2 protein-coding genes are annotated in these 25250 nt (G+C 74.0%); both read left to right on the top strand.

The window, feature by feature from the left end:
• The first annotated feature begins 471 nt into the window (after nt 1–471).
• Nucleotides 472–12306 (top strand): SDR family NAD(P)-dependent oxidoreductase, encoded by an 11835-nt coding sequence (locus AC067N_RS37440; RefSeq protein ID WP_478683417.1) that lies wholly within the window; start codon nt 472–474, stop codon nt 12304–12306.
• A 72-nt stretch (nt 12307–12378) separates the two neighbouring features.
• Nucleotides 12379–25250 (top strand): type I polyketide synthase (locus AC067N_RS37445; RefSeq protein ID WP_478683418.1); only part of this gene is annotated, 12872 nt, incomplete at its 3' end.

Consider the following 25250-nt stretch of genomic DNA (forward strand, 5'->3'; position numbering starts at 1 on the left):
GCAACTCTAGGGATTTGCCGGTGCCGACGGGTGCCGGGCCGCTGCGGGGCGCATGGCCGACCGGAGCAGGGGCGCGCCGGACCGGTGCAGCGGGCAATTAGTGCCGCGGCAGGCAACGTTTGCCCGTCAAGGAGCGGCGTCTGGTGCGTGCTCTCGGCGTGCCGGGCGCAAGCCCTCGTACCGGACCGTACTCGGGCTTGTGCCCGCTGCGGCGAGAGTGCGTGCCGGGCGCCGCGACGGGGTGGACGTTGCCTGTTGCGGCACTAGGGGATTTTTCAGTGTCGGAGGTCAATCGGCCGTGGACCGCCCGGACGCCCCCAGACTTGGCCGGGTTCGAGGTGTTCGAGGAGCCATGCCGAGCGCGTGGGTGTCCGAGCCTGAGGAGATACCGGTGTTGTCTACCGTTCCGAGCGCAGCGGGCCCGTCACCGGTCTCCGCCGTGGTGTGCGACCCGGGTCTGGGGGCCGAGCTGTGAGCGAAGACCGCCTGCGGGACTATCTGAAGCGGGTCACCGCCGACCTGCACCGCACGTCCAGCCGCCTGCGGGAGCTGGAGACCAAGGACCGCGAGCCCATCGCGATCGTCTCCATGGCCTGCCGCTACCCGGGCGACGTACGCACTCCCGAGGACCTGTGGCGCCTGGTCGCCGACGGCACCGACGCCATCACACCCTTCCCCGAGGACCGCGGCTGGGACGTCCCGTCCCTGTACCACCCCGACCCCGAACACCCGGGCACCTGCTACACCCGCGAGGGCGGCTTCCTGCACGACGCCGCCGACTTCGACCCCGACTTCTTCGGCATGTCGCCGCGCGAGGCCCTCGGTACCGACCCGCAGCAGCGGCTGCTGCTGCAGATCTCCTGGGAGGCCCTGGAGCGGGCCGGACTGGAACCCGGCACCCTGCGAGGCAGCGACACCGGCGTCTTCGTCGGCGTCATGTACAACGACTACGGCTCCCGGTTCGACGTGCCGCCGCCCGGCCTGGAAGGCTTCATCGGCAACGGCAGCGCGGGCAGCATCGCCTCGGGCCGCGTCGCCTACACCCTGGGCCTGGAGGGCCCCGCGGTCACCGTGGACACGGCCTGCTCCTCCTCCCTGGTCGCCCTGCACCTGGCCTGCCGGGCGCTGCGGGCGGGCGAGTGCTCGCTGGCACTGGCGGGCGGTGTGGCCGTGATGTCCACACCGGTCACCTTCACCGAGTTCAGCCGCCAGCGCGGACTCTCCGCCGACGGCCGCTGCAAGTCCTTCGCGGACGCGGCGGACGGCACCGGGTGGGGTGAGGGCGCGGGTCTGCTGCTGCTGGAGCGGCTGTCGGACGCGCGGCGCAACGGCCACCGCGTGCTGGCGGTGATCCGGGGCAGCGCGGTCAACCAGGACGGCGCCAGCAGTGGTCTGACCGCCCCGAACGGTCCTTCACAGCAGCGGGTGATCCGGGCGGCGCTGGCGAGCGCGGGGCTGTCGGCCGCGGATGTGGACGCGGTGGAGGCGCACGGCACGGGTACGACGCTGGGCGACCCGATCGAGGCGCAGGCGTTGCTCGCCACCTACGGTCAGGACCGTGAACGGCCGCTGTGGCTGGGGTCGTTGAAGTCGAACATCGGCCACACCCAGGCCGCCGCCGGAGTCGGCGGCGTGATCAAGATGGTCATGGCCATGCAACACGGAACGCTCCCGGCCACGCTGCACGTGGACGCCCCGTCCCGGCACGTCGACTGGTCGGCGGGCCGGGTGAGCCTGCTGACCGAGACCCGGCAGTGGCCGCGTACGGAGGACGGTCGGCCGCGCCGCACCGGCGTCTCCGCGTTCGGCGTCTCCGGCACCAATGCGCATGTGGTGCTGGAGGAGGGTGAGGAGCGGGGTGCCGGGGCGGTCGAGGAGTCGGGGGCGTCCGGGTCCGGGTCCGGTGCCGGGGTTGTGTTGTGGCCGGTGTCGGCGCGTGGGGAGGGGGCTCTTCGGGCGCAGGCGGCGCGGCTGGTGGAGGCGGTGGCGGGTTCTGCCGTCGATGTGGGCTGGTCGCTGGCGGTGACGCGGTCGGTGTTCGAGGACCGTGCGGTGGTCGTGGGTTCGGATGTCGGGGATCTGCGGTCGGGTCTGGCGGCGCTGGCCGCGGGTGAGGCGGACGCGCGGGTGGTGCGGGGCAGCGCACTGCGTGGCCGCACGGCGTTCCTGTTCGCGGGTCAGGGCTCGCAACGCCTGGGTATGGGGCGCGAGTTGTACGAGGCGTATCCGGTGTTCGCCGAGGCCTTCGACGCCGTGGACGCGGAACTGCCCTTCGATCTGCGGGGGGTGGTGTTCGGTGAGGACGCGGCCCTGCTGAACCGTACGGAGTTCGCGCAGCCGGCGCTGTTCGCGCTGGAGGTGGCGTTGTTCCGGTTGCTGGAGTCGTGGGGTGTGCGCCCGGACGTGCTGGCCGGTCATTCGATCGGTGAGATCGCTGCGGCGTATGTGGCGGGGGTGTGGTCGCTGGGGGACGCGTGTCGTCTGGTGGTGGCTCGGGGCCGGTTGATGCAGGCGCTGCCGTCCGGCGGTGCGATGGTCGCGCTCCAGGCCACCGAGGAGGAGGTGCTGCCGCTGCTGGGTGACGAGGTGGGGATCGCGGCGGTCAACGGTCCCCGGGCCACCGTGATCTCGGGCACGGCCCAGGCGGTCGAGGAGATCGCGGACCGCTTCCGCGGACAGGACCGCAAGGTCACCGCGCTGCGGGTGAGCCATGCCTTCCACTCGCCGCTGATGGAGCCGATGCTCGACGAGTTCCGGGCCGTGGCGGAGAGTCTGTCGTATGAGCGTCCGAGGCTGCCCCTTGTCTCGACGGTGACCGGTGAGTCGGCGAGCGCCGAGGAGCTGATGTCCCCGGATCACTGGGTGCGCCAGGTCCGGCAGAGCGTGCGTTACGCCGACGCCCTGCGCACCCTCGTACAGCTCAAGGCCGCACGCTTCGTCGAGCTCGGCCCGGACGGCACCCTCACCGCGCTCGCCCGCATCCTCCTCGACGACCACCCGTGCGTTCTGGCGCCGGCGCTGCGCAAGGAAGGGCCGGAAGCCGGGACCCTGCTCCACGCCGTCGCCGCGCTGCACGCGCACGGGCACAGCCCCGACTGGTCCGCCCTGTACCCCGGAGCCCGCCACGTCGACCTGCCCACCTACGCCTTCCAGCAGCGACGCTTCTGGCTCGACCCGGTTCCCGGCGGTGGACGGCGCGCCGGCGGACATCCGCTGCTCGGTGCCGCGGTGACGCTGGCGGACTCCTCCTGCGTGCTGTCCACCACCGTGCTCTCCACCCGCTCCCACCCCTGGCTGGCCGACCACACCGCCGCGGGCCGCACCGTGCTGCCCACGGCCGCCTACCTCGACTTCGCCCTGCACCTCGGTGGCCTCGTCGGATGCCACCACGTCGTCGAACTCGTCCAGGAGCAGCCGCTCGTCCTCGACGGTGACCGGCCCGTCGAGATCCAGGTCGTCCTCGACGGCCCGGACCAGGACGGCGTCAGGGCGTTCGCCTGCCACTCCCGGCCCGCGCCGGTCGCCGCCGACCGGGCGGAGGACGAGCCGAGCGCGGCCGAGCGGCCCTGGACCCGCAACGCCCGCGGTGTCCTGGCCTCGGCCGGGACCGCTCCCGGCCGACCCGGTCAGGAGGCACCGGACGGCACCTGGCCGCCGCCCGGCGTCCGGGCCCTGGACGCCGACGACATCGAGGGGATCTACGAGGCGTCGTCGGCCCGAGGGCTGGACCACGGCCCGGCCTTCCGCGGGCTCACCGCGGTGTGGCCGGCCGGCGACGAGGTGTACGCGGAGGTCGCCGTATCGGAGGAGTTCCGGTCGGACGCCCTGCGGACGGCACTGCACCCGGCGCTGCTCGACGCCGCGCTGCACGCCGCTCCCGCGCTCGGCAGTCCCGGCGGATTCGCCGTGGACTGGCGTGAGTGCACCCTGTACGCGGCCGGCGCGGAGGCGCTGCGGGTCAGGGTCCGGCCCCGTTCCGGCGGCGGACTGCGACTGGACCTCGCCGACGAGTCCGGCGCGCCGGTGGCCACCGTCGGCGCGGTCTCCCTCGCTCCCGTGGACGAACTGCCGCTGACCGTCCCCTCGCCGGCCGGTGAGGACCTGTTCGTGGTCGACTGGACCGCGCTGCCCCCGGCCGCCGTCCCCGCGGACCGGCCGACGGTGGCCGTCGTGGGCGCCGGACCGGCCCCGGCCGACGCCGACCACCACCCGGACCCGGACGCCCTGTTCACCGCGCTCGGCGACCCCCAGGCGGCCGTTCCGGACCTCGTCCTCCTCTCCTGGCAGGGCGGTGAAGCGGAACTGCCCGCCGCCGTCCACGAGTCGGCCGCCGCCGCCCTGGAACTCCTGCGGCGCTGGCAGACCGAGGAACGCACGGCCGGCTCCCGGCTGGTCCTGCTCACCCGCAACGCGGTGGCCGTGCTGCCCGGCGAGCCCGTCGCCGACCTCGCCGCAGCCGCCGTACGCGGTCTGGTGCGCTCCGCGCAGTCGGAGAACCCGGAGGCCTTCCTCCTCGTGGACACCGACCCGGAGACCGACCCGGAGACCCTGCTCGCCGCCGTCTGCGCGGCGGTGAACAGCGGAGAGACACAGATCGCGGTGCGGTCCGGCCGCACCTTCGCCGCCCGCCTCACCCGGCATCACCCGGACCGCTCCCCGAAGCCGCTCCTCGATCCCGAGCGGACCGTGCTGATCACCGGAGCGGGCGGCACCGTCGCCGCCGCCGTCGCCCGGCACCTGGTCACCGTCCACGGCGCCCGGCATCTGCTGCTGGCGAGCCGCCGGGGCGGAGAGGCCCCGGGAGCCGCCGAGCTGGTCGCCGCTCTCGGCCAGGCCGGTGCCGAGGTGACCCTTGCCGCCTGTGACGTCGCCGACCCCGCCGCGCTGACGGCACTCCTGGACGCCGTACCGGAGCGGCACCCCCTGGGCGCGGTCTTCCACGCCGCCGGGGTGATCGACGACGGTGTGATCACCGCTCTGACCCCGGAGCGGCTCTCGGCCGTGCTGCGCCCCAAGGCGGACGCCGCCGTCCACCTGGAGCGGCTGACCCGGGACATGGACCTCACGGCGTTCGTGCTCTTCTCCTCCGCCGCCGCCACCTTCGGCGGTCCCGGCCAGGGCAACTACGCCGCCGCCAACACCTTCCTGGAGGCCCTGGCCGCCACCCTGCGGGCGCAGGGACGGCCCGCGCTCGCCCTCGGCTGGGGTCTGTGGGCCGAGGAGAGCGGCATGACCTCGGGCCTCGGCGACGCCGACCGCACCCGAATGGCCCGGGCGGGCATCGCCCCGCTGCCCACCGCCGACGCCCTGCGCCTGCTCGACCTCGCCTCGGCGCAGGACCGACCGGTGCTCCTGCCGATCCGGCTGGACCTGCCCGCCGCGCGAGCCGCCACGACTCCCACCCCGGCCCTGCTGCGCGACCCCGCCGCCACCGCGCGGCGCACCGCCCCGACCTCCGGGCGCGGCGGGCGACTGACCCGTTCCCTCGCCGCGCTGCCGCTGTCCGAGCGGCCCGCCGCCGTTCTCCGGCTCCTGCAGACGGAGATCGCGACCGTGCTAGGCCACCCCGCGGACGCCCCGGCCGCCGATCCCGAACGCGCCTTCCGCGACCTCGGGTTCGACTCGCTGACCGCCGTCGACCTGCGCAACGCGCTGCAACGCCGCACCGGTCTGCGGCTCGCGCCCAGCGTCGCCTTCGACCACCCCACCCCGGCCGCGCTCGCCGAGCATCTGCTGCGCTCGCTGCCCACCGGAGACGGGTCCCCCCGGCCCGCCACCACCGCGCCCCGGCGCGCGCCCGGCGGCACGGACGAACCCATCGCCATCGTCGGCATGGCCTGCCGACTGCCGGGCGGCGCCGACACGCCCGAGCGGCTGTGGGACCTCCTCGCCTCCGGCGGCGACGGCCTGACCCCGTTCCCCGAGGACCGGGGCTGGGACCTCGCCTCGCTGTACCACCCGGACCCCGGCCACGAGGGCACCAGTTACACCCGCACCGGCGGCTTCCTGGCCGGCGTGGACCGGTTCGACCCCGCCTTCTTCGGCATCTCGCCGCGCGAGGCGCTGGCCATGGACCCGCAGCAACGGCTGCTCCTCGAGGTGTGCTGGGAGGCCGTGGAACGCGCCGGCGTGGACCCGCGAACCCTGCGCGGCTCCCGCACCGGCGTCTTCGCAGGCACCAACGGGCAGGACTACACGGCCCTGCTGCGCACGTCCGCGGACGACGTGGACGGCTACCTCGGCACCGGGAACGCCGCCAGCGTCGTCTCCGGCCGCATCTCCTACACCCTCGGCCTGGAGGGCCCCGCCGTCACCGTCGACACCGCCTGCTCGTCCTCCCTGGTCGCCCTGCACTGGGCGGCACGGGCGCTGCGTGCGGGGGAGTGCGACCTGGCGCTCGCGGGCGGCGTCACCGTGATGTCGACGCCGGCCGCCTTCCTGGAGTTCAGCCGCCAGCGCGGTCTCGCGCCGGACGGACGCTGCAAGGCCTACGGGGACGGCGCCGACGGGACCGGCTGGGGCGAGGGCGCCGGGATGCTGCTGGTGGAGCGGCTGTCCGACGCCCGCCGCAACGGCCACCGGGTCCTCGCCGTCGTGCGCGGCAGCGCCGTCAACTCCGACGGCGCCAGCAACGGGCTGACCGCGCCCAACGGCCCCTCCCAGGAACGGGTGATCCGGGCCGCGCTGGCCGACGCCGGGCTCGCGCCCGCCGACGTCGACGCGGTCGAGGGACACGGCACCGGCACCGTCCTCGGCGACCCGATCGAGGCCCAGGCACTGCTGGCCACCTACGGCCAGGACCGGGAACGGCCCCTGTGGCTCGGGTCGGTGAAGTCGAACATCGGCCACACCCAGGCCGCCGCCGGTGTCGCCGGCGTCATCAAGACGGTGCTGGCGCTGCGCCACGGCGAACTGCCGCGCACCCTGCACGCCGACCTGCCCTCCAGCCGGGTCGACTGGTCCTCGGGCGCGGTACGCCTGCTCACCGAGGCCAGGCCGTGGCAGCCCGAGGAGGGCCGCCGCCGTCGCGCGGGCGTCTCCTCCTTCGGCTTCAGCGGAACCAACGCGCACGTCGTCCTGGAGGAGGCACCGCCCGCCGGGGCCCCGGCGGACACCGGCGCCGAGATCCCGCCCGCTCCCGAACGGCCGGTCACCCACACGACGACCGCCTGGCCGCTGTCCGCCCGCACCCCCGAGGCGCTGCGCGCCCAGGCCGGGAAACTGCTCGACCACGCCGCCCGGCACCCCGGACTGTCCGCCGCCGACATCGGCCGGTCCCTTGCCACCACCCGGCCCCTGTTCGAACACCGTGCGGTGCTGCTCGGCACCGCGCGCGACGAGCTGCTCGCCGACCTGGCCCGGCTCGCCTCGGGCGCGACGGGGCCCGACGGGACCACCACCGCCGCGCGCGGCGGACGTACCGCGTTCCTCTTCACCGGTCAGGGCGCCCAACGCCCCGGCATGGGAAGCGACCTGTACGCCGCGTTCCCGGTCTTCGCCGACGCCTTCGACGAGGTGTGCGCCCACTTCGGCGCCGACGTCCTCGGCACCGCGCTGCGCGAGACCGTCCTCGGAGACGCCGGAGCGCTGCTGGACCGCACCGGCTACGCCCAGCCGGCCCTGTTCGCGCTGGAAACCGCCCTGTACCGGCTCGTCCGCAGCCTCGGCGTGACCCCCGACCACCTGTTCGGCCACTCCATCGGCTCCCTGGCCGCCGTGCACGCCGCCGGAGTCCTCTCCCTCACCGACGCCTGCGCCCTGGTCGCGGCCCGCGGCCGGCTGATGGACGCACTCCCCGCCGGAGGCGCCATGGTCGCACTGCAGGCCACCGAGGAGGAGGTGCTGCCCCTGCTGGACGGCCGGGAGCACCAGGTGGGCCTGGCCGCGGTCAACGGACCCCGCTCCGTGGTGGTCTCCGGCGAGGAGGACGCCGTACGCGAGGTCGCCACCCGCATCGAGGAGCTGGGCCGGCGCACCAAGCGGCTGCGCGTCAGCCACGCCTTCCACTCGCCGCTGATGGAGCCCATGCTGCGGGACTTCCGCGAGGTGGCCGCCACGCTGGAGTACCGCGAGCCCCTCATCCCCGTGGTCTCCGACGTCACCGGCCGGCCCGCCACCCACGAGGAACTCGCCTCACCCGACCACTGGGTCCGCCATGTGCGCCGGCCCGTCCGCTTCCACGACGGAGTACGCGCCCTCCAGGAGGCCGGCGTCCGCCGTTACCTGGAGATCGGCCCCGACGGCACACTGACCGCCCTGGTCGCCGACGCCGTCACCGACCCCGCCGCCGTCGCCCTGCTGCGCCCCGGCCAGGACGAGACCACCTGCCTGCTCAGCGGACTCGCCCGCGCCCACGCCCACGGCGTCGACGTCGACTGGAACGCCTCCACCGCGGGCACCGGCGAGATCGTCGAACTGCCCACCTACGCCTTCCAGCGCGAACGCTACTGGCCCGCCACCGGCGGCCGGAACGCGGGAGACCTGGCCGCGGCGGGTCTCGCCGACGCCGGGCACCCGCTGCTCGGCGCCCGCGTCGACCTCGCCGACGCCGACGGCCACGTCTTCACCAGCCGGCTCTCCGTGACGGACCAGCCCTGGCTCGCCGATCACGCCGTCGGCGGCACCGCCGTCCTGCCCGGCACCGCCCACCTCGACCTGGCGCTGCTCGCCGCGGAACGCGTGGGCTGCGACCGGGTCACCGAACTGACCCTCGTGGAACCCCTGTTGCTGCCCCCCGGACAGGCCCTCACCCTCCAGCTGAGGGTCGGCGCCCCCGGCCCGGACGGCAATCGCCCGCTCGGCGTCCACTCCCGGCCCGCCGACGCCCCCTCCGACCGGCCCTGGACCCTGCACGCCGACGGCGTCCTCGCCCCCGGCGCCCGCCCCGAACCGCAGGACGCACCGCTCGCCGTCTGGCCGCCCGCGGGAGCCGAGGAACTTCCCGTCGACGGCACCTACGACCGCCTCGCCGCGGCCGGGTTCGGCTACGGGCCGGTCTTCCAGGGGCTGCGCGCCGCCTGGCGCCTCGACGGCGACGTGTACGCCGAGGTCGCGCTGCCCGACGAGGCCCACGCCGACGCCCCCCGCTACGGTCTGCACCCCGCGCTGCTCGACGCCGCTCTGCACGCCACCGCCTTCCTGCCGCTGGCGGCCACCGCGCCCGGCCGGCTGCCGTTCTCCTGGCGGGACGTCACCCTGCACGCCACCGGCGCCACCGCCGTACGGGTCCGGCTCGCGCTGCGCGGCGAGGACACCGTCGCCCTCGACGTGGCCGACACCTCCGGGCGGCCCGTCGCCTCCGTCGGCTCCCTCACCCTGCGCACGATCGACCCCGAACGGCTGCGCGCCCGGCCCGCCCGGGGCGCGGGCGACATGTTCCGGCTCGACTGGCAGCCGCAGCCGGCCACCGGCGACCTGCCGCACCCCGACCGGCTCACCGTCCTCGGTGACCTCGCCGGCCGCGAGTTCGCCGCGCGGCTCGCCACCGCCGGGGTCTTGGCCGACGTCACGGCGACCGCCGACCTCGCCGCCCTGGCGGCGACCGGGGCCGACCCCGCGCCCCGCACCGTACTGGCCGTCGTCCCCCACGACGACGGCCCGCTCGACCGGGCCGGCCACGCCGCCGCACAGCACGCCCTCACTCTCGTACGTCAGCTGCTGGCCGAACGCCGACTGGACGCGACCCGGCTCGTCCTGGTCACCCCTGAGGCGCTCATGCCCGCCGGACCCGACGGGCCCGGAGTGCGCCACCCGGCCGCGGCACCGGCCTGGGGCCTCGTCCGCTCGGCGCAGTCCGAGCACCCCGGGCGGTTCGTCCTCGTCGACACCGACACCACGGCCGCCTCACTCGCCGCGCTGCCCGCCGCACTCACCCGCACCGACCCCCAACTGGCCCTGCGCGAAGGGTCCGTGCACCTCCCGCGCATCTCCCGCGTCGACCCGGCCGCCACCCTGCGCCCCCCGCACTCCACCCCCGGTACGGCCTGGCGGCTGGACATGGTCCGCAAGGGCACCCTCGACGGCCTGGAACTCGTCGCCGCACCGGACGCCGAACGCGCCCTCGCGGACGGCGAGATACGCATCGCCGTCCGCGCCGCCGGAGTCAACTTCCGTGACGTGCTCAACGCCCTCGGCATGTACCCAGGCCCGGCCCGCGACTTCGGACTGGAGGGAGCCGGGGTGGTCACCGAGGTCGGCCCCGGCGTCACCGCCCTCGCCGTCGGCGACCGCGTCATGGGCATGTTCCCCGCCGCCTACGGACCCGTGGCGGTCGCCGACGCCCGCACCGTCGCCCGCGTCCCGGACGGCTGGACGTTCGCCCAGGCCGCGACCGTACCGATCGTCTTCCTCACCGCCTACTACGCCCTCGTCGACCTCGGCGGTGTGACCGAGGGCCAGACCGTACTCGTCCACGCGGCGGCCGGCGGCGTCGGCATGGCCGCCACCCAGCTCGCCCGCCACCTCGGCGCCGAGGTGTACGCCACCGCGAGCCCCGCGAAGTGGGGCGCCCTGCGTGCCGCCGGACTGGACGACACACACATCGCGTCCTCCCGCGACCTGACCTTCGAGACCGCCTTCCGCGCCGCCACCGGCGACCGCGGCGTCGACCTCGTCCTGGACTCCCTCGCGGGCGAGTTCGTCGACGCCTCCCTGCGGCTGCTCGCCCCGGGCGGACGTTTCCTGGAGATGGGCAAGACGGACGTCCGCGACCCCGAGGCCGTCGCCGCCCGCCATCGCGGCGTCCACTACCGGGCGTTCGACCTCATCGAGGCCGGACCCGACCGTATCGGCGAGATGCTCACCGCACTCCTCGACCTGTTCGAGACCGGAGTGCTGACCCCGCTACCCGTCAGCCCCTGGGACGTACGCAGCGCGCCGGACGCCTTCCGCCACATGTCGCAGGCCCGCCACATCGGCAAGGTCGTCCTCACCGTCCCCGCACCGCTCGACCCCGACGGCACGGTCCTCGTCACCGGCGGCACGGGCGGCCTCGGCGCCCTGCTCGCCCGCCACCTGGTCACCGAGCACGGGGTACGGCACCTGCTGCTCGCCTCACGCCGCGGCCCCGCCGCCCCCGAGGCCGCCCAACTCGTCACGGAACTGGAGGAGCTCGGCGCCGAGGTACACGTGCGGTCCGCGGACGTCGCCGACCGCGACCAGGCCGCCGCACTGCTCGCCGCCGTACCCGCCGCGCACCCGCTGACCGCCGTCGTCCACGCGGCCGGCGTACTCGACGACACCCTCGTGGACCACCTCACCCCCGAGCGGCTGGACGCCGTACTGCGCCCCAAGCTCGACGCCGCCGCCCACCTCCACGACCTCACCCGCCACCTCGACCTCAGCGCCTTCGTCCTGTTCTCCTCGGTCGCCGGCACCCTGGGCGCCCCCGGCCAGGCCAACTACGCCGCGGCCAACGCCTTCCTCGACGCCCTCGCCGAGCACCGCCGCGCCCTCGGCCTGCCCGCACTGTCCCTGCCCTGGGGTCCCTGGTCCCAGACCACCGGCATGACCAGCGGCCTCGGCGACGCCGACGTCCGCCGCATGGAACGCGCCGGCCTGCCGCCGCTCGCACCCAAGGAGGGCCTGGCCCTCTTCACGGAGGCCCTCGACCAGCCCGGGGCCGTACGCCTGGCGATGGCGGTGGACACGGCACGGCTCGGGGCCGAGGGCCCGGTACCGCCGCTGCTGGCCGGCCTGGCCCGGACCCGCCGCACCGTCACGGACCGCGCATCCGCCGCCCTGGCGGGCGACAGCGGGGCCCTCGCCGCCGAACTGACCTCGCTCGACGCCGCCGAGCGGCATCGCAGGCTGGCCGAGGAGGTCTGCCGTCAGGTCGCCGCCGTCCTGGGGCACGCCTCCGCGGCGCGCATCGACCCGGGCCAGTCCTTCAAGGAACTCGGGTTCGACTCGCTCACCGCCGTCGAACTGCGCAACCGGATGAACGCCGCCACCGGAGTCCTGCTGCCCGCCACCCTGGTCTTCGACTACCCCACTCCCGCGGCTCTCGCCGACCACCTGAGCCGCGAGCACTTCGCGGCCGGAACGCAGGGGGACGCGGCCGCGCCGGTCACGGCGGGCGCGGGGGAACCCGACGAGGCGGCCATCCGCAGGCTGCTGACGTCCATCCCGATCACCAGGTTCCGTGATTCCGGGCTGCTGGACGCGCTGATGGACCTCGCGACGGCCCCCGCCCCCGCCGTTCGCACCGGCCAGGAGCCGTCGGCCCCGGCCGACGACACCCACCTCGACGTCGACGCCATGGACGTCGACGACCTCGTCCGGATGGCCCTGGGCGCCGACGACTGAGCGCCCCGCCCCCGAACCATCCAGCCCGGCTGGACCCCTGTCTGCATCGAAGCGCGAAGTGTGGAGCTGAGCATGTCCTCCGAAAAAGTCGTCGAAGCCCTCCGTGCCTCGCTCCGGGAGAACGAACGGCTGCGCAAGCACAACCAGCGGCTGCAGGAGGCGATGACCGAGCCGGTCGCCATCGTCGCCATGGCCTGCCGCTGGCCGGGCGGGGCCGACACCCCCGAGGAGTTCTGGCGGCTCCTCGACGACGGCACCGACGCCATGACGGGCTTCCCCACCGACCGCGGCTGGGACCTCGACGCACTGGTCGCACACGAGGGCACCGACGGCGGCAGCGCCACCGCCCAGGGCGGCTTCGTCCATGGCGCCGACCGCTTCGACGCCGACTTCTTCGGCATCTCACCACGTGAGGCGCTGGCCATGGACCCGCAGCAGCGACTGCTGCTCGAGGTCGCCTGGGAGACCGTGGAACGGGCGGGCATCGCCCCCGCCGCACTGCGCGGCAGCGACACCGGCGTCTTCGTCGGCTGCAGCAACCAGGAGTACGGCTCCGTGCTGCGCGATGTCCCGGAAGGCGTCGAGGGCCACATCCTCACCGGCAACACCGGCAGCGTCGTCTCCGGGCGGGTCGCCTACACCCTCGGTCTGGAGGGCCCCGCGATCACCGTGGACACGGCCTGCTCCTCCTCCCTGGTCGCCCTGCACCTGGCGGCACACGCCCTGAGGGCAGGCGAGTGCTCACTGGCGCTCGCGGGCGGGGTCGCCGTCATGGCCACCCCCGGAGCCTTCGTCGAGTTCAGCCGCCAGGGCGGCATGGCCGGCGACGGCCGCTGCAAGCCCTTCGCGGACGCGGCGGACGGCACCGGGTGGGGCGAGGGAGCGGGTCTGCTGCTGCTGGAGCGGCTGTCGGACGCGCGGCGCAACGGCCACCGGGTCCTGGCCGTGATCCGGGGCAGCGCGGTCAACCAGGACGGCGCCTCGAACGGCCTGACCGCCCCGAACGGTCCCTCGCAGCAGCGGGTGATCCGGGCGGCGCTGGCGAGTGCCGGGCTGTCGGCCGCGGATGTGGACGCGGTGGAGGCGCACGGCACGGGTACGACGCTGGGCGACCCGATCGAGGCGCAGGCACTGCTCGCCACCTACGGTCAGGACCGTGAACGGCCGCTGTGGCTGGGCTCGGTGAAGTCGAACATCGGCCACACCCAGGCCGCCGCCGGGGTCGCGGGTGTCATGAAGGTGGTGCTGGCGCTGCGCCACGGCACACTGCCCCGCACCCTGCACGTCGACGCGCCGTCCACCCACGTCGACTGGTCGGCGGGCGACGTGAGCCTCCTCGACGAGCCGCAGGACTGGCCCCGAACCGAGGGCCGCCCGCGCCGGGCAGGTGTGTCGTCCTTCGGTATCTCCGGCACCAATGCGCATGTGGTGCTGGAGGAGGGTGAGGAGCGGGGTGCCGGGGCGGTCGAGGAGCCGGGGGCGTCCGGGTCCGGGTCCGGTGCCGGGGTTGTGTTGTGGCCGGTGTCGGCGCGTGGGGAGGGGGCTCTTCGGGCGCAGGCGGCGCGGCTGGTGGAGGCGGTGGCGGGTTCTGCCGTCGATGTGGGCTGGTCGCTGGCGGTGACGCGGTCGGTGTTCGAGGACCGTGCGGTGGTCGTGGGTTCGGATGTCGGGGATCTGCGGTCGGGTCTGGCGGCGCTGGCCGCGGGTGAGGCGGACGCGCGGGTGGTGCGGGGCAGCGCACTGCGTGGCCGCACGGCGTTCCTGTTCGCGGGTCAGGGCTCGCAACGCCTGGGTATGGGCCGGGAGTTGTACGAGGCGTATCCGGTGTTCGCGGAGGCCTTCGACGCGGTGGACGCGGAACTGCCCTTCGATCTGCGGGGGGTGGTGTTCGGTGAGGATGTCGACCGTCTGAACCGTACGGAGTTCGCGCAGCCGGCGTTGTTCGCGCTGGAGGTGGCGTTGTTCCGGTTGCTGGAGTCGTGGGGTGTGCGCCCGGACGTGCTGGCCGGTCATTCGATCGGTGAGATCGCTGCGGCGTATGTGGCGGGGGTGTGGTCGCTGGCGGACGCGTGTCGTCTGGTGGTGGCCCGCGGCCGGTTGATGCAGGCGCTGCCGGAGGGTGGTGCGATGGTCGCGCTCCAGGCCACCGAGGAGGAGGTGCTGCCGCTGCTGGGTGACGAGGTGGGCATCGCGGCGGTCAACGGACCCCGGGCCACCGTGATCTCGGGCACGGCCCAGGCGGTCGAGGAGATCGCGGACCGCTTCCGCGGACAGGACCGCAAGGTGACGGCGCTGCGGGTGAGCCATGCCTTCCACTCGCCGCTGATGGAGCCGATGCTCGACGAGTTCCGGGCCGTGGCGGAGAGTCTGTCGTATGAGCGTCCGAGGCTGCCCCTTGTCTCGACGGTGACCGGTGAGTCGGCGAGCGCCGAGGAGCTGATGTCCCCGGACCACTGGGTGCGCCAGGTCCGGCAGAGCGTGCGTTACGCCGACGCCCTTCACACCCTCGTCGACCAGAACGTCACCCGCTGTCTCGAGCTCGGCCCGGACGGCACCCTCTCCGCCCTCGCCCTGGCGGGGCTGCCCTCGGAGGAGCACCCGGAAGGACCGGCCCAGCGCGTGGTGGTGCCCGCGCTGCGCAAGGAAGGGCCGGAAGCCGGAACCCTGCTCCACGCCGTCGCCGCGCTGCACGCGCACGGGCACAGCCCCGACTGGTCCGCCCTGTACCCCGGAGCCCGCCACGTCGACCTGCCCACCTACGCCTTCCAACGCGCCCGGTACTGGCCGGTGGAATCGGCCGCCGACCCGCGGGGCGGCCAGGGACAGGCCGTCGACTCCGCGTTCTGGGCCGCCGTCCGCAGGGGCGATGTCCGCGACCTGGCGGAGCGACTGGCGCTCGACCCGGACGTCCTGGCACCCGTACTGCCCGCCCTCACGTCCTGGCACCACGACAGCGTGCGACGCGCCACGGCCGAGTCCTGGCAGTACCGGGAGACCTGGACACCCCTGCCGTCGCCCACGGGTTCCCCCAGCGGGGTCTGGCTGGTGCCCTTCTGCGCCGACGACCCGGACAGCGCGGCGGCGGCCGAGGGAGTGGCGGAGGCGTTCACCACCGCCGGGGCCGACGCGCGCCCCTTCCCCGTGCCCGCCGCGGCGGACCGCGCCCGGATCGCGGAGGCGATCTCCGGAGCCGTGACCGACCACGGCGCCCCGCTCCAGCTCCTGTCGCTGCTCGCCCTCACCGAGACACCCCACGCGACCCACCCGGACGTGCCCCTGGGGCTGCACCTCAACACGCTGTTGGTGCAGGCCCTGGCCGAGACCGGCACCCCCGCGCGGCTGTGGGCGGCCACGCGGTCCGCCGTGTCCGTCGGCGCCGCCGACCGACTGACCCGGCCCGTGCAGGCCACCACGTGGGGCCTCGGGCGGACCACGGCCATCGAGCACTCCGACCTGTGGGCCGGCCTCCTCGACCTGCCGCAGCGGCCGGACCAGCGGGCGCTCGCCCGGCTCGTCGCGCTCGTCGCGGAGCCGGGGGAGGAGAACGAACTCGCGGTACGCGACTCGGCGGTCTTCGCCCGCAGGCTGACCCGTGTCACCCGCGACACCGACCAGACGCCTCCCGCACCGCGGTTCACCGGAACGACCCTCATCACCGGCGGCACCGGAATCATCGGTTCCCAGGTGGCGCGCCACCTGGCCCGGGAGGGCGCCGAACATCTCCTGCTCGTCAGCCGCCGCGGCCCCGAGGCACCAGGCGCCGACGAACTGCGCCGAGAACTGGAGCAGACGGGCACCCAGGTGACCGTCGCCGCCTGTGACCCCGCCGACCGGCACGCGCTGCGGGCACTGCTCGCCACCGTCCCGGCCGACCGGCCGCTCACCGCGGTGCTGCACGTCGCCGGAGTCCTCGACGACGCACCCCTCAACTCGATGGACCCCGCGCGCTACGCCACCGTCCTGCGCGCCAAGCTGCGAGCGGCCGACAACCTGGACGAGGCCACCCGGGACCTGGCCACCCCCCTCACCGCCTTCGTGCTCTTCTCCTCGATCGCCGGTGCGCTCGGATCGGCCGGACAGGCCGGATACGCGGCGGGCAACGCCTACCTCGACGCCCTCGCCCGCCACCGCCGCGCCGCCGGGCTCGTGGCCACCTCCGTCGCCTGGGGACCCTGGGCCGGCGGGGGCATGGCCGACGACCCCGCGGTACTGGCCCGGCTGCGGCGCGGCGGCCTGACCCCGATGGAGGTCGAACCGGCGCTCACCGCCCTCGGCAGCCTCCTCGCCCACGACGACACCTGGGCGCTGGTCTCCGACGTCGACTGGGCCCGGATCGCCGCCGGGCGGCGGGGACTGCAGGGCGGCGCCCTGCTGAGCCGTATCCCGGAGGCAGTCCACGGTATGGCGGCGGCCCACGAGGCCACGGCCGGACACGGCGGCGGACTGCGCGCCGAACTCGCCCCGCTGGGCGCCGCGGAGCGCAGGCAGCTCATGCTGAAGCTGGTCCGCCGCAGCGCGGCCACCGCGCTCGGACATCCGACGCCGGAGAGCATCCAGCCGGCCCGCGCCTTCCAGGACTGCGGCTTCGACTCGCTCACCGCCGTCGAACTGCGCAATCTGCTGGCCACCGCCACCGGGCTCACCCTGCCCACGACCCTGGTGTTCGACCACCCGACCCCCCTGGCCCTCGCCGATCACCTCATGGGTGAACTCGACGACGGCACCATGCCGTCCGGTCACCTGGCACCCGGCGCTGACCCGGCCCCCGGGGGCGGCAGCGGCGACGACGAGCCGATCGCCATCGTCGCGATGGCCTGTCGGCTGCCGGGTGGGATCACCTCGCCGGAGGAACTGTGGGATCTGCTGACCCGCGGCGGTGACGCAGTCGGCTCCTTCCCCGCCGACCGGGGCTGGGACCTCGACGCGCTGTACGACCCCGACTCGCTGCGCCCCGGCACCAGTTACGTCAACGAGGGTGGCTTCCTGTCCGGCGCCGACTCGTTCGACGCCGCCTTCTTCGGTATCTCGCCGCGCGAGGCCGTCGCCATCGACCCACAGCAGCGACTGCTGCTGGAGGTCGCCTGGGAGACCGTCGAACGGGCCGGCCTCGACCCGCGCTCACTGCGCGGCAGCCGCACCGGCCTCTTCGTCGGCTGCGGCCACCAGGGTTACGGCGCGACCCTCGGCGAGGTCCCGGACGACGTACGCGGCCATCTGCTCACCGGCAGTGCGGCGAGCCTGGCCTCGGGCCGGGTGTCGTACGCCCTGGGCCTGGAGGGGCCCGCCGTCACCCTCGACACCGCCTGTTCCTCGTCCCTGGTGGCGTTGCATCTGGCGGTGCAGGCGCTGCGGTCGGGTGAGTGTGATCTGGCGTTGGCCGGTGGTGTGACGGTGATGTCGACGCCGGGTGTGTTCGTGGAGTTCTCGCGGCAGCGGGGGCTTGCGGTGGACGGTCGGTGCAAGGCGTTCGCGGAGGGCGCGGACGGTACGGGCTGGTCCGAGGGTGTGGGGCTGCTGCTGGTGGAGCGGTTGTCGGACGCGCGGCGCCATGGTCATCGGGTGCTGGCGGTGGTGCGGGGGAGTGCGGTCAACCAGGACGGTGCGTCGAACGGTCTGACGGCGCCGAACGGTCCGTCGCAGCAGCGGGTGATCCGGCAGGCGCTGGCCGGTGCGGGACTGAAGCCGGCTGACGTGGACGCGGTGGAGGCGCACGGCACCGGTACGACGCTGGGTGACCCGATCGAGGCGCAGGCCCTGCTCGCCACCTACGGCCAGGACCGTGAACGGCCGTTGTGGTTGGGGTCGGTGAAGTCGAACATCGGCCACACGCAGGCCGCGGCGGGAGTCGCCGGCGTCATCAAGATGGTGCTGGCGATGCGGCACGGTGTGCTGCCGCGCACGTTGCATGTGGATGAGCCGACGTCGCATGTGGACTGGTCGGCGGGTGCGGTGGAGTTGCTCACAAGGGAACAGGAGTGGGCCGGGGAGGAGGGCAGGCCGCGTCGCGCCGCGGTGTCCGCCTTCGGACTCAGCGGCACCAACGCCCATGTGGTCCTCGAGGAGCCGCTCCCGGCCGACACCCCGGAGCCGGCAACGGTCCCGCAGCCCCCCTCGGCCACCGTGCCCTGGCTGATCTCCGGCCGCAGCGAGGAAGCACTGCGGGCGCAGGCCGCGCGACTGGCCGGCCACATCGAGTCCCGCCCCGAACTGAGCCCCGCCGCGGTCGCTCACGCGCTCGCCACATCCCGGTCCGCCTTCGAGTACCGCGCCATCGTGGTCGGTGAGGGCCGCGACGACCTCCTCACCGCCCTGAAGGCCGTCGGCCTGGGCCGCCCCTCACCCGCCGCGGCCGTGGGCACGGCCGACTTCGAGGGCGGCCTCGCCTTCCTCTTCGCCGGGCAGGGCTCCCAGCGGCTCGGCATGGGCCGTGAACTGTACGAGACCTTCCAGGCGTTCGCCGACGCCTTCGACTCCGTCTGCGCCCACATGGACAACGAACTCGGCCGTTCACTCCGGGAGATCGTCTTCGGCAACGACGAAGCGGCCCTGAATCGAACCGAGTTCACCCAGCCCGCGCTCTTCGCCTTCGAGGTGGCGCTGTTCCGGTTGCTCGAGTCGTGGGGCGTCCGCCCCGACGTGCTCGCCGGCCACTCCATCGGTGAACTGTCGGCGGCCTACGTCGCCGGCGTGTGGTCCCTGGACGACGCCTGCCGCCTGGTCGCGGCCCGTGGCCGACTCATGCAGGCCCTCCCGCCCGGCGGCGCCATGGTCGCACTGCAGGCCTCGGAGGAGGAGGTGCTGCCCCTACTCGCAGGGAAGGAGACCGAGGCCGGCATCGCCGCCGTCAACGGCCCGCAGTCCCTCGTGATCTCCGGCACCGAGGAATGCGTGTCACGCATCGCCGGACATTTCGGGTCGCTTGGCCGCAGGACCACCGCGTTGCGGGTGAGCCATGCCTTCCACTCGCCGCTGATGGAGCCGATGCTGCGGGACTTCCTGCGCGTCGCCGAAGGCCTCACCTACCACCGCCCGCAGATCCCCATCGTCTCCGACGTCACCGGCACCCTCGCCGAACCCGGCGAACTGTGCGCGGCCGGCTATTGGGCGGCCCACGTCCGGCAGCCCGTGCGCTTCGCCGACGACGTACGCCGGCTGAGCGAGCAGGGCGTCACCCGCTACCTCGAACTCGGTGCCGACGGCACCCTCACCGCCCTGGCCCGCACCTGCCTCGCCGACGACCCGTCCACGGGCGCCGGCCCGCTGCTCGTACCCGCGCTGCGCAAGGACCGCCCCGAGATTCCCGGCCTGTACGGCGCCCTGGCCCAGCTGTACGTCCACGGCGTCGACGTCGACTGGTCCCCGGTGCTCGGCGCCGTCCCCGCCACCCGGGCGGTGGACCTGCCGACGTACGCCTTCCAGCACCAGCGCTACTGGCTCGACCACGGCACCGCATCCGCGAGCGCGGCCGGGGATTCCGCCCGGACCGCGGCGGACACCGCCGACGACCGCTTCTGGGAGGCCGTCGAGTGCGAGGACGTCGACTCCCTGACGCAGGCCCTGGGACTGGGGGCCGAGGAGATCGGCGCGGTCGTACCGGCGCTCGCCTCGTGGCGCAGGCGGCAGCAGCAGGAGACCGCCGTCGAGGCACTCTCCTACGAGGTGGTGTGGAAGCCCGCCGCCGTCGAACCGGCCGCCGCCCCCGCTGCCACCGACGCGCGCTGGCTGCTCGTCCTTCCGGGTGCCCTGGACGGTGAGGACCCGACGGTCACCGACCTCACCACTGCTCTGGGCGGCCCCGACCGCGTCGTCACCCTCACCGTCGCCGGAGCCGACCGCACGACGCTCGCCGGCCGACTGCGCGACGCCACGGCCGCCCACCCCGCCGCGGGTGTACTGCTCTTCGCAGCACTGGCCGGCACCGACACCGACGGCCTGCCGCTCGGCCCCTCCACCGTCGCGGTGGTGCTTCAGGCGTTGGGTGATGCGGGTGTGGGTGGCCGGTTGTGGGTGCTGACGCGTGGTGGTGTGTCGGTGGGGCGCTCGGACGGTCCGGCCGATCCGGTGCAGGGTGCGGTGTGGGGTCTGGGCCGGGTGGCGGCGCTGGAGTATCCGGAGCGGTGGGGTGGTCTGGTCGATCTGCCGGAGGTGTTGGACCGGCGTGCCGTGAACCGTCTCATGGGTGTGCTGCTCGGTGACGGCATCGAGGACCAGGTGGCGGTGAGGCCGTCCGGTGTGCTGGGTCGCCGGTTGGAGCGGGTGCGTGCTGGTGGCGGTGAGGTGGGCTGGCGTCCGCGGGGGACGGTGCTGGTCACGGGTGGTACGGGTGCGCTGGGTGCGCGGGTGGCGCGGTGGGCGGTGTCGGAGGGTGCCGAGCATGTGGTGCTGGTGAGCCGTCGTGGGCTTGAGGCTCCGGGGGCTGTGGTGTTGCGGGACGAGTTGGCGGGGCTGGGTGCGCGGGTGTCGGTCGTGGCGTGTGACGCGGCTGATCGTGGTGCGTTGGCGGGGGTGCTGGCGGAGTATCCGGTGGATGCGGTGGTGCATACGGCGGGTGTGCTGGACGACGGTGTGATCGATGCGTTGACGCCGGAGCGGTTCACGGCGGTGTTGCGGTCGAAGGCGCTGGGCGCGCTCAACCTGGACGAACTCACCCGCGACCGCGACCTGGACGCCTTCGTCCTCTTCTCGTCGATCTCCGGCACCCTCGGCACGACCGGCCAGGGCAACTACGCGTCCGCCAACGCCTTCCTGGACGTCCTCGCCCAGCGGCGCCGGGCGGCCGGACTGCCCGCCACCTCCGTCGTCTGGGGGCCGTGGGCCGACGGCGGCATGGCCGACGAGGAGGTCGTGCACTGGCGCATGCACCGCGGCGGAGTGCTGCCGCTCCAGCCCGCCATCGGCCTACTGGCCCTGCACCGGGCCGTCGCCGGGTCCCGGCCGGTCGTCATGGTCGCCGACATCCACTGGGCCGAGTTCGCGCCCGCCTTCACGGTCACACGCCCCAGTCCGCTGATCGAATCGCTACCGGAGGCCCGAGCGGCCGTCGAGAACGCCGGCGCCGCCTCCGAACGGTTCGGCCGCGGCGACGGCTCAGCCCTGCGGGACCAGCTCATCGGGCTCACCCCCGCCGAACAGGAACGCGTCCTCCTCGAAGTCGTCCGTTTCTGCGCGGCCGGCGTCCTGGGCTACGCGGGCGCGTCCGCCGTACCGGCCGAGCGTGCCTTCCGAGACCTGGGCGTGGACTCCCTCACCGCGGTCGAACTCCGCGGCACGCTGGCCATGGCGACCGGCGTGCCCCTGACCGCGACCCTGGTGTTCGACTATCCGACGCCGGTGCTCCTCACCCGGCATCTGCGCGAGCAGTTGATGGGCGGGGAGACGGGGGCGGAGCCGGTCGTGCCGGCTGCCGCGGGTGTCGCCGTCGGTGACGATCCGGTGGTGATCGTCGGGATGGCGTGCCGGTTCCCGGGTGGGGTGCGGGACCCGGAGGGTCTGTGGCGGCTGCTGTCCGAGGGCGGCGATGCCGTGGGCCCGTTCCCGGCCGACCGCGGCTGGGACCTCGACGCGCTGTACGACCCCGACGCCGAACGGCGGGGCACGACGTACGTGGACGTGGGTGCGTTCCTTGAGGGTGTGGGTGGTTTCGACGCGGGGTTCTTCGGGATGAGTCCGCGGGAGGCGTTGGCGACGGATCCGCAGCAGCGGTTGTTGCTGGAGACGTCGTGGGAGGCGTTGGAGCGGGCGGGGATCGCTCCGGGTGGGTTGCGGGGTAGCCGGACGGGGGTGTTCGCGGGGACGAACGGTCAGGATTACACGGGTCTGCTGCTGTCTTCGGGTGAGGACTTCGAGGGGCATGTGGGCACGGGTAACGCGGCGTCGGTGTTGTCGGGCCGGGTGTCGTACGTGCTGGGTTTGGAGGGGCCTGCGGTGACGGTGGACACGGCGTGTTCGTCGTCGCTGGTGGCGTTGCATCTGGCGGTGCAGGCGTTGCGGTCGGGTGAGTGTGATCTGGCGTTGGCCGGTGGTGTGACGGTGATGTCGACGCCGGGTGCGTTCGTGGAGTTCTCGCGGCAGCGGGGGCTTGCGGTGGACGGTCGGTGCAAGGCGTTCGCGGAGGGTGCGGACGGTACGGGGTGGGGTGAGGGTGTCGGTGTCGTGGTGGTGGAGCGGTTGTCGGACGCGCGGCGCCATGGTCATCGGGTGCTGGCGGTGGTGCGGGGGAGTGCGGTCAATCAGGACGGTGCGTCGAACGGTCTGACGGCGCCGAACGGTCCGTCGCAGCAGCGGGTGATCCGGCAGGCGCTGGCGGGTGCGGGGCTGAAGCCGTCGGATGTGGACGCGGTGGAGGCGCACGGCACGGGGACGGCGCTGGGTGACCCGATCGAGGCGCAGGCCCTGCTGGCCACCTACGGCCAGGACCGTGAACGGCCGTTGTGGTTGGGGTCGGTGAAGTCGAACATCGGCCACACGCAGGCCGCGGCGGGAGTCGCGGGTGTGATCAAGATGGTGCTGGCGATGCGGCACGGTGTGCTGCCGCGGACGTTGCATGTGGATGAGCCGTCGTCGCATGTGGACTGGTCGGCGGGTGCGGTGGAGTTGCTCACAAGGGAACAGGAGTGGGCCGGGGAGGAGGGCAGGCCGCGTCGCGCCGCGGTGTCTGCCTTCGGTGTGAGCGGTACCAACGCCCATGTCGTTCTCGAACAACCCGACGTTGAGGAACACGAGACCGTTCGTACCGACGTCCCGGTGGTGTCGTCGGTCGTTCCGTGGGTGGTGTCGGCTCGCAGCCGGGGGGCGTTGCGGGAGCAGGCCGGTCGGCTTGCCGGGTTCGTGGCCGATGACGAGACGCTGGACGCGGCCCGTGTCGGTGGTTCTTTGGTGCGGTCGCGGTCGGTGTTCGAGCACCGGGCGGTGGTGCTGGGTGCGGACCGTGCGGAGCTGCTGGGCGGTCTCGAGGCGGTGGCGGCGGGTGAGCCGGCCGCCGGTGCGGTCATCGGTGAGGTTGGGGAAGGCGGCCGTACGGCCTTCCTCTTCGCCGGGCAGGGCTCACAACGCCTTGGTATGGGGCGGGAGTTGTACGAGGAGTTCCCGGTCTTCGCGGACGCCTTCGACGCCGTGTGCGCCCATGTCGACACCGAACTCGGACTGCCGCTGCGTGAGGTGGTGTTCGGTGAGGACGCGGACCTGCTGAACCGTACGGAGTTCGCGCAGCCGGCGTTGTTCGCGCTGGAGGTGGCGTTGTTCCGGTTGCTGGAGTCGTGGGGTGTGCGCCCGGATGTTCTGGCGGGGCATTCGATCGGTGAGATCGCTGCGGCGTATGTGGCGGGGGTGTGGTCGCTGGCGGATGCGTGTCGTCTGGTGGTGGCGCGGGGCCGGTTGATGCAGGCGCTGCCGGAGGGCGGTGCGATGGTCGCGCTCCAGGCCACCGAGGACGAGGTGCTGCCGCTGCTGGGTGACGAGGTGGGGATCGCCGCGGTCAACGGTCCCCGGGCGGTGGTGGTCTCGGGCGCGGCCCAGGCGGTCGAGGACATCGCGGACCGCTTCCGCGGACAGGACCGCAAGGTCACCACGCTGCGGGTGAGTCACGCGTTCCACTCGCCGTTGATGGAGCCGATGCTCGACGAGTTCCGGACCGTGGCGGAGAGCCTGGTCTACGAGCAGCCGCGGACACCCATCGTCTCCACGGTGACCGGCGCGCTCGTCACCGCCGAGGAGATGACCTCGCCGGACTACTGGGTGGAACACGTCCGCGCGACGGTGCGCTTCGCCGCCGCCGTACGCACCCTGGACGGGCAGGAGACCGTCCGTCGATTCCTCGAACTCGGACCGGACGGCACCCTCGCGGCGCTGGCGCAGGGTGTCGCGGACGGGGAGAACAGCGTCGAGCGTGACCCGTCCGTCTTCCTGACCGCGCTGCGCAAGGACCGGCCGGAGACGAGGTCGGTGTTGTCGGCGCTGGCCGGCCTCTTCGTGTCCGGCGGGACCGTCGAATGGTCGCGGATCGTGGGTGACGGCGGCGCCGTCACCCTGCAACTGCCGACGTATGCGTTCCAGCACCGGCGGTACTGGCCGGAGGTCGTGCGTCCGGAGCCGGTCACGGGTACCGGGGGTGAGATCGACGCGCGCTTCTGGGAGGCGGTGGAGCGCGAGGACCTCGAAGCCCTGGCGGGGACGCTGGAGTTGGAGCGGGAGGTCGTGGGGGCGGTGCTGCCGGCTCTGACCTCCTGGCGGCGGCAGAGTCAGGAACAGGCCGAGGTGGACGGCTACCGGTACCGCGTGCACTGGGCGCCCGTGACCGATGTCCCGCGCGATGCGGCACTGACGGGCCGATGGCTGGTCGTCGTGCCCGACGGCCTTCAGACGGACCCCTGGGTGGTCTCGGTCAGGGAGGCCCTCGGTGTGGCGGGCGCCGAGGCCGAGTGCTGGACGTGCGACCCGCACGCGGACCGTGCCCGGCTGGCCGCCGGACTGAAGGGCATACCCCCGGTCGCGGGTGTGGTGTCGTTGCTGGCCCTGTCGGACGAGGTGTCCGGGGACGGTGTGCCGGTCGCTGTGGCGGGCTCGTTGACGCTGGTGCAGGCCCTGGGCGACGCGGAGGTGACCGCCCCGCTGTGGGTACTGACCCGGGGCGCCGTCTCGGTCGGCCGGGCGGATGCGGCGGTCGAACCGGTCCGGAACGCCGTCTGGGGCCTCGGCCGTGTGGCGGCACTGGAGGCACCCGGCCGCTGGGGCGGTCTGATCGACCTCCCGGCCGCCGTCGACAGGACCGCCGGGAACGCGCTGGTGGCTGTGCTGGCGGGTGTGGGTGTCGAGGATCAGGTGGCGGTGCGGGCGTCGGGTGTGTTCGGGCGTCGGTTGGTGCGGGTGCGTGCTGGTGGTGGTGAGGGGGCTGGTTGGCGTCCGCGGGGGACGGTGCTGGTCACGGGTGGTACGGGTGCGTTGGGTGC

It is taken from the genome of Streptomyces sp. NPDC042364, from assembly GCF_056437585.1.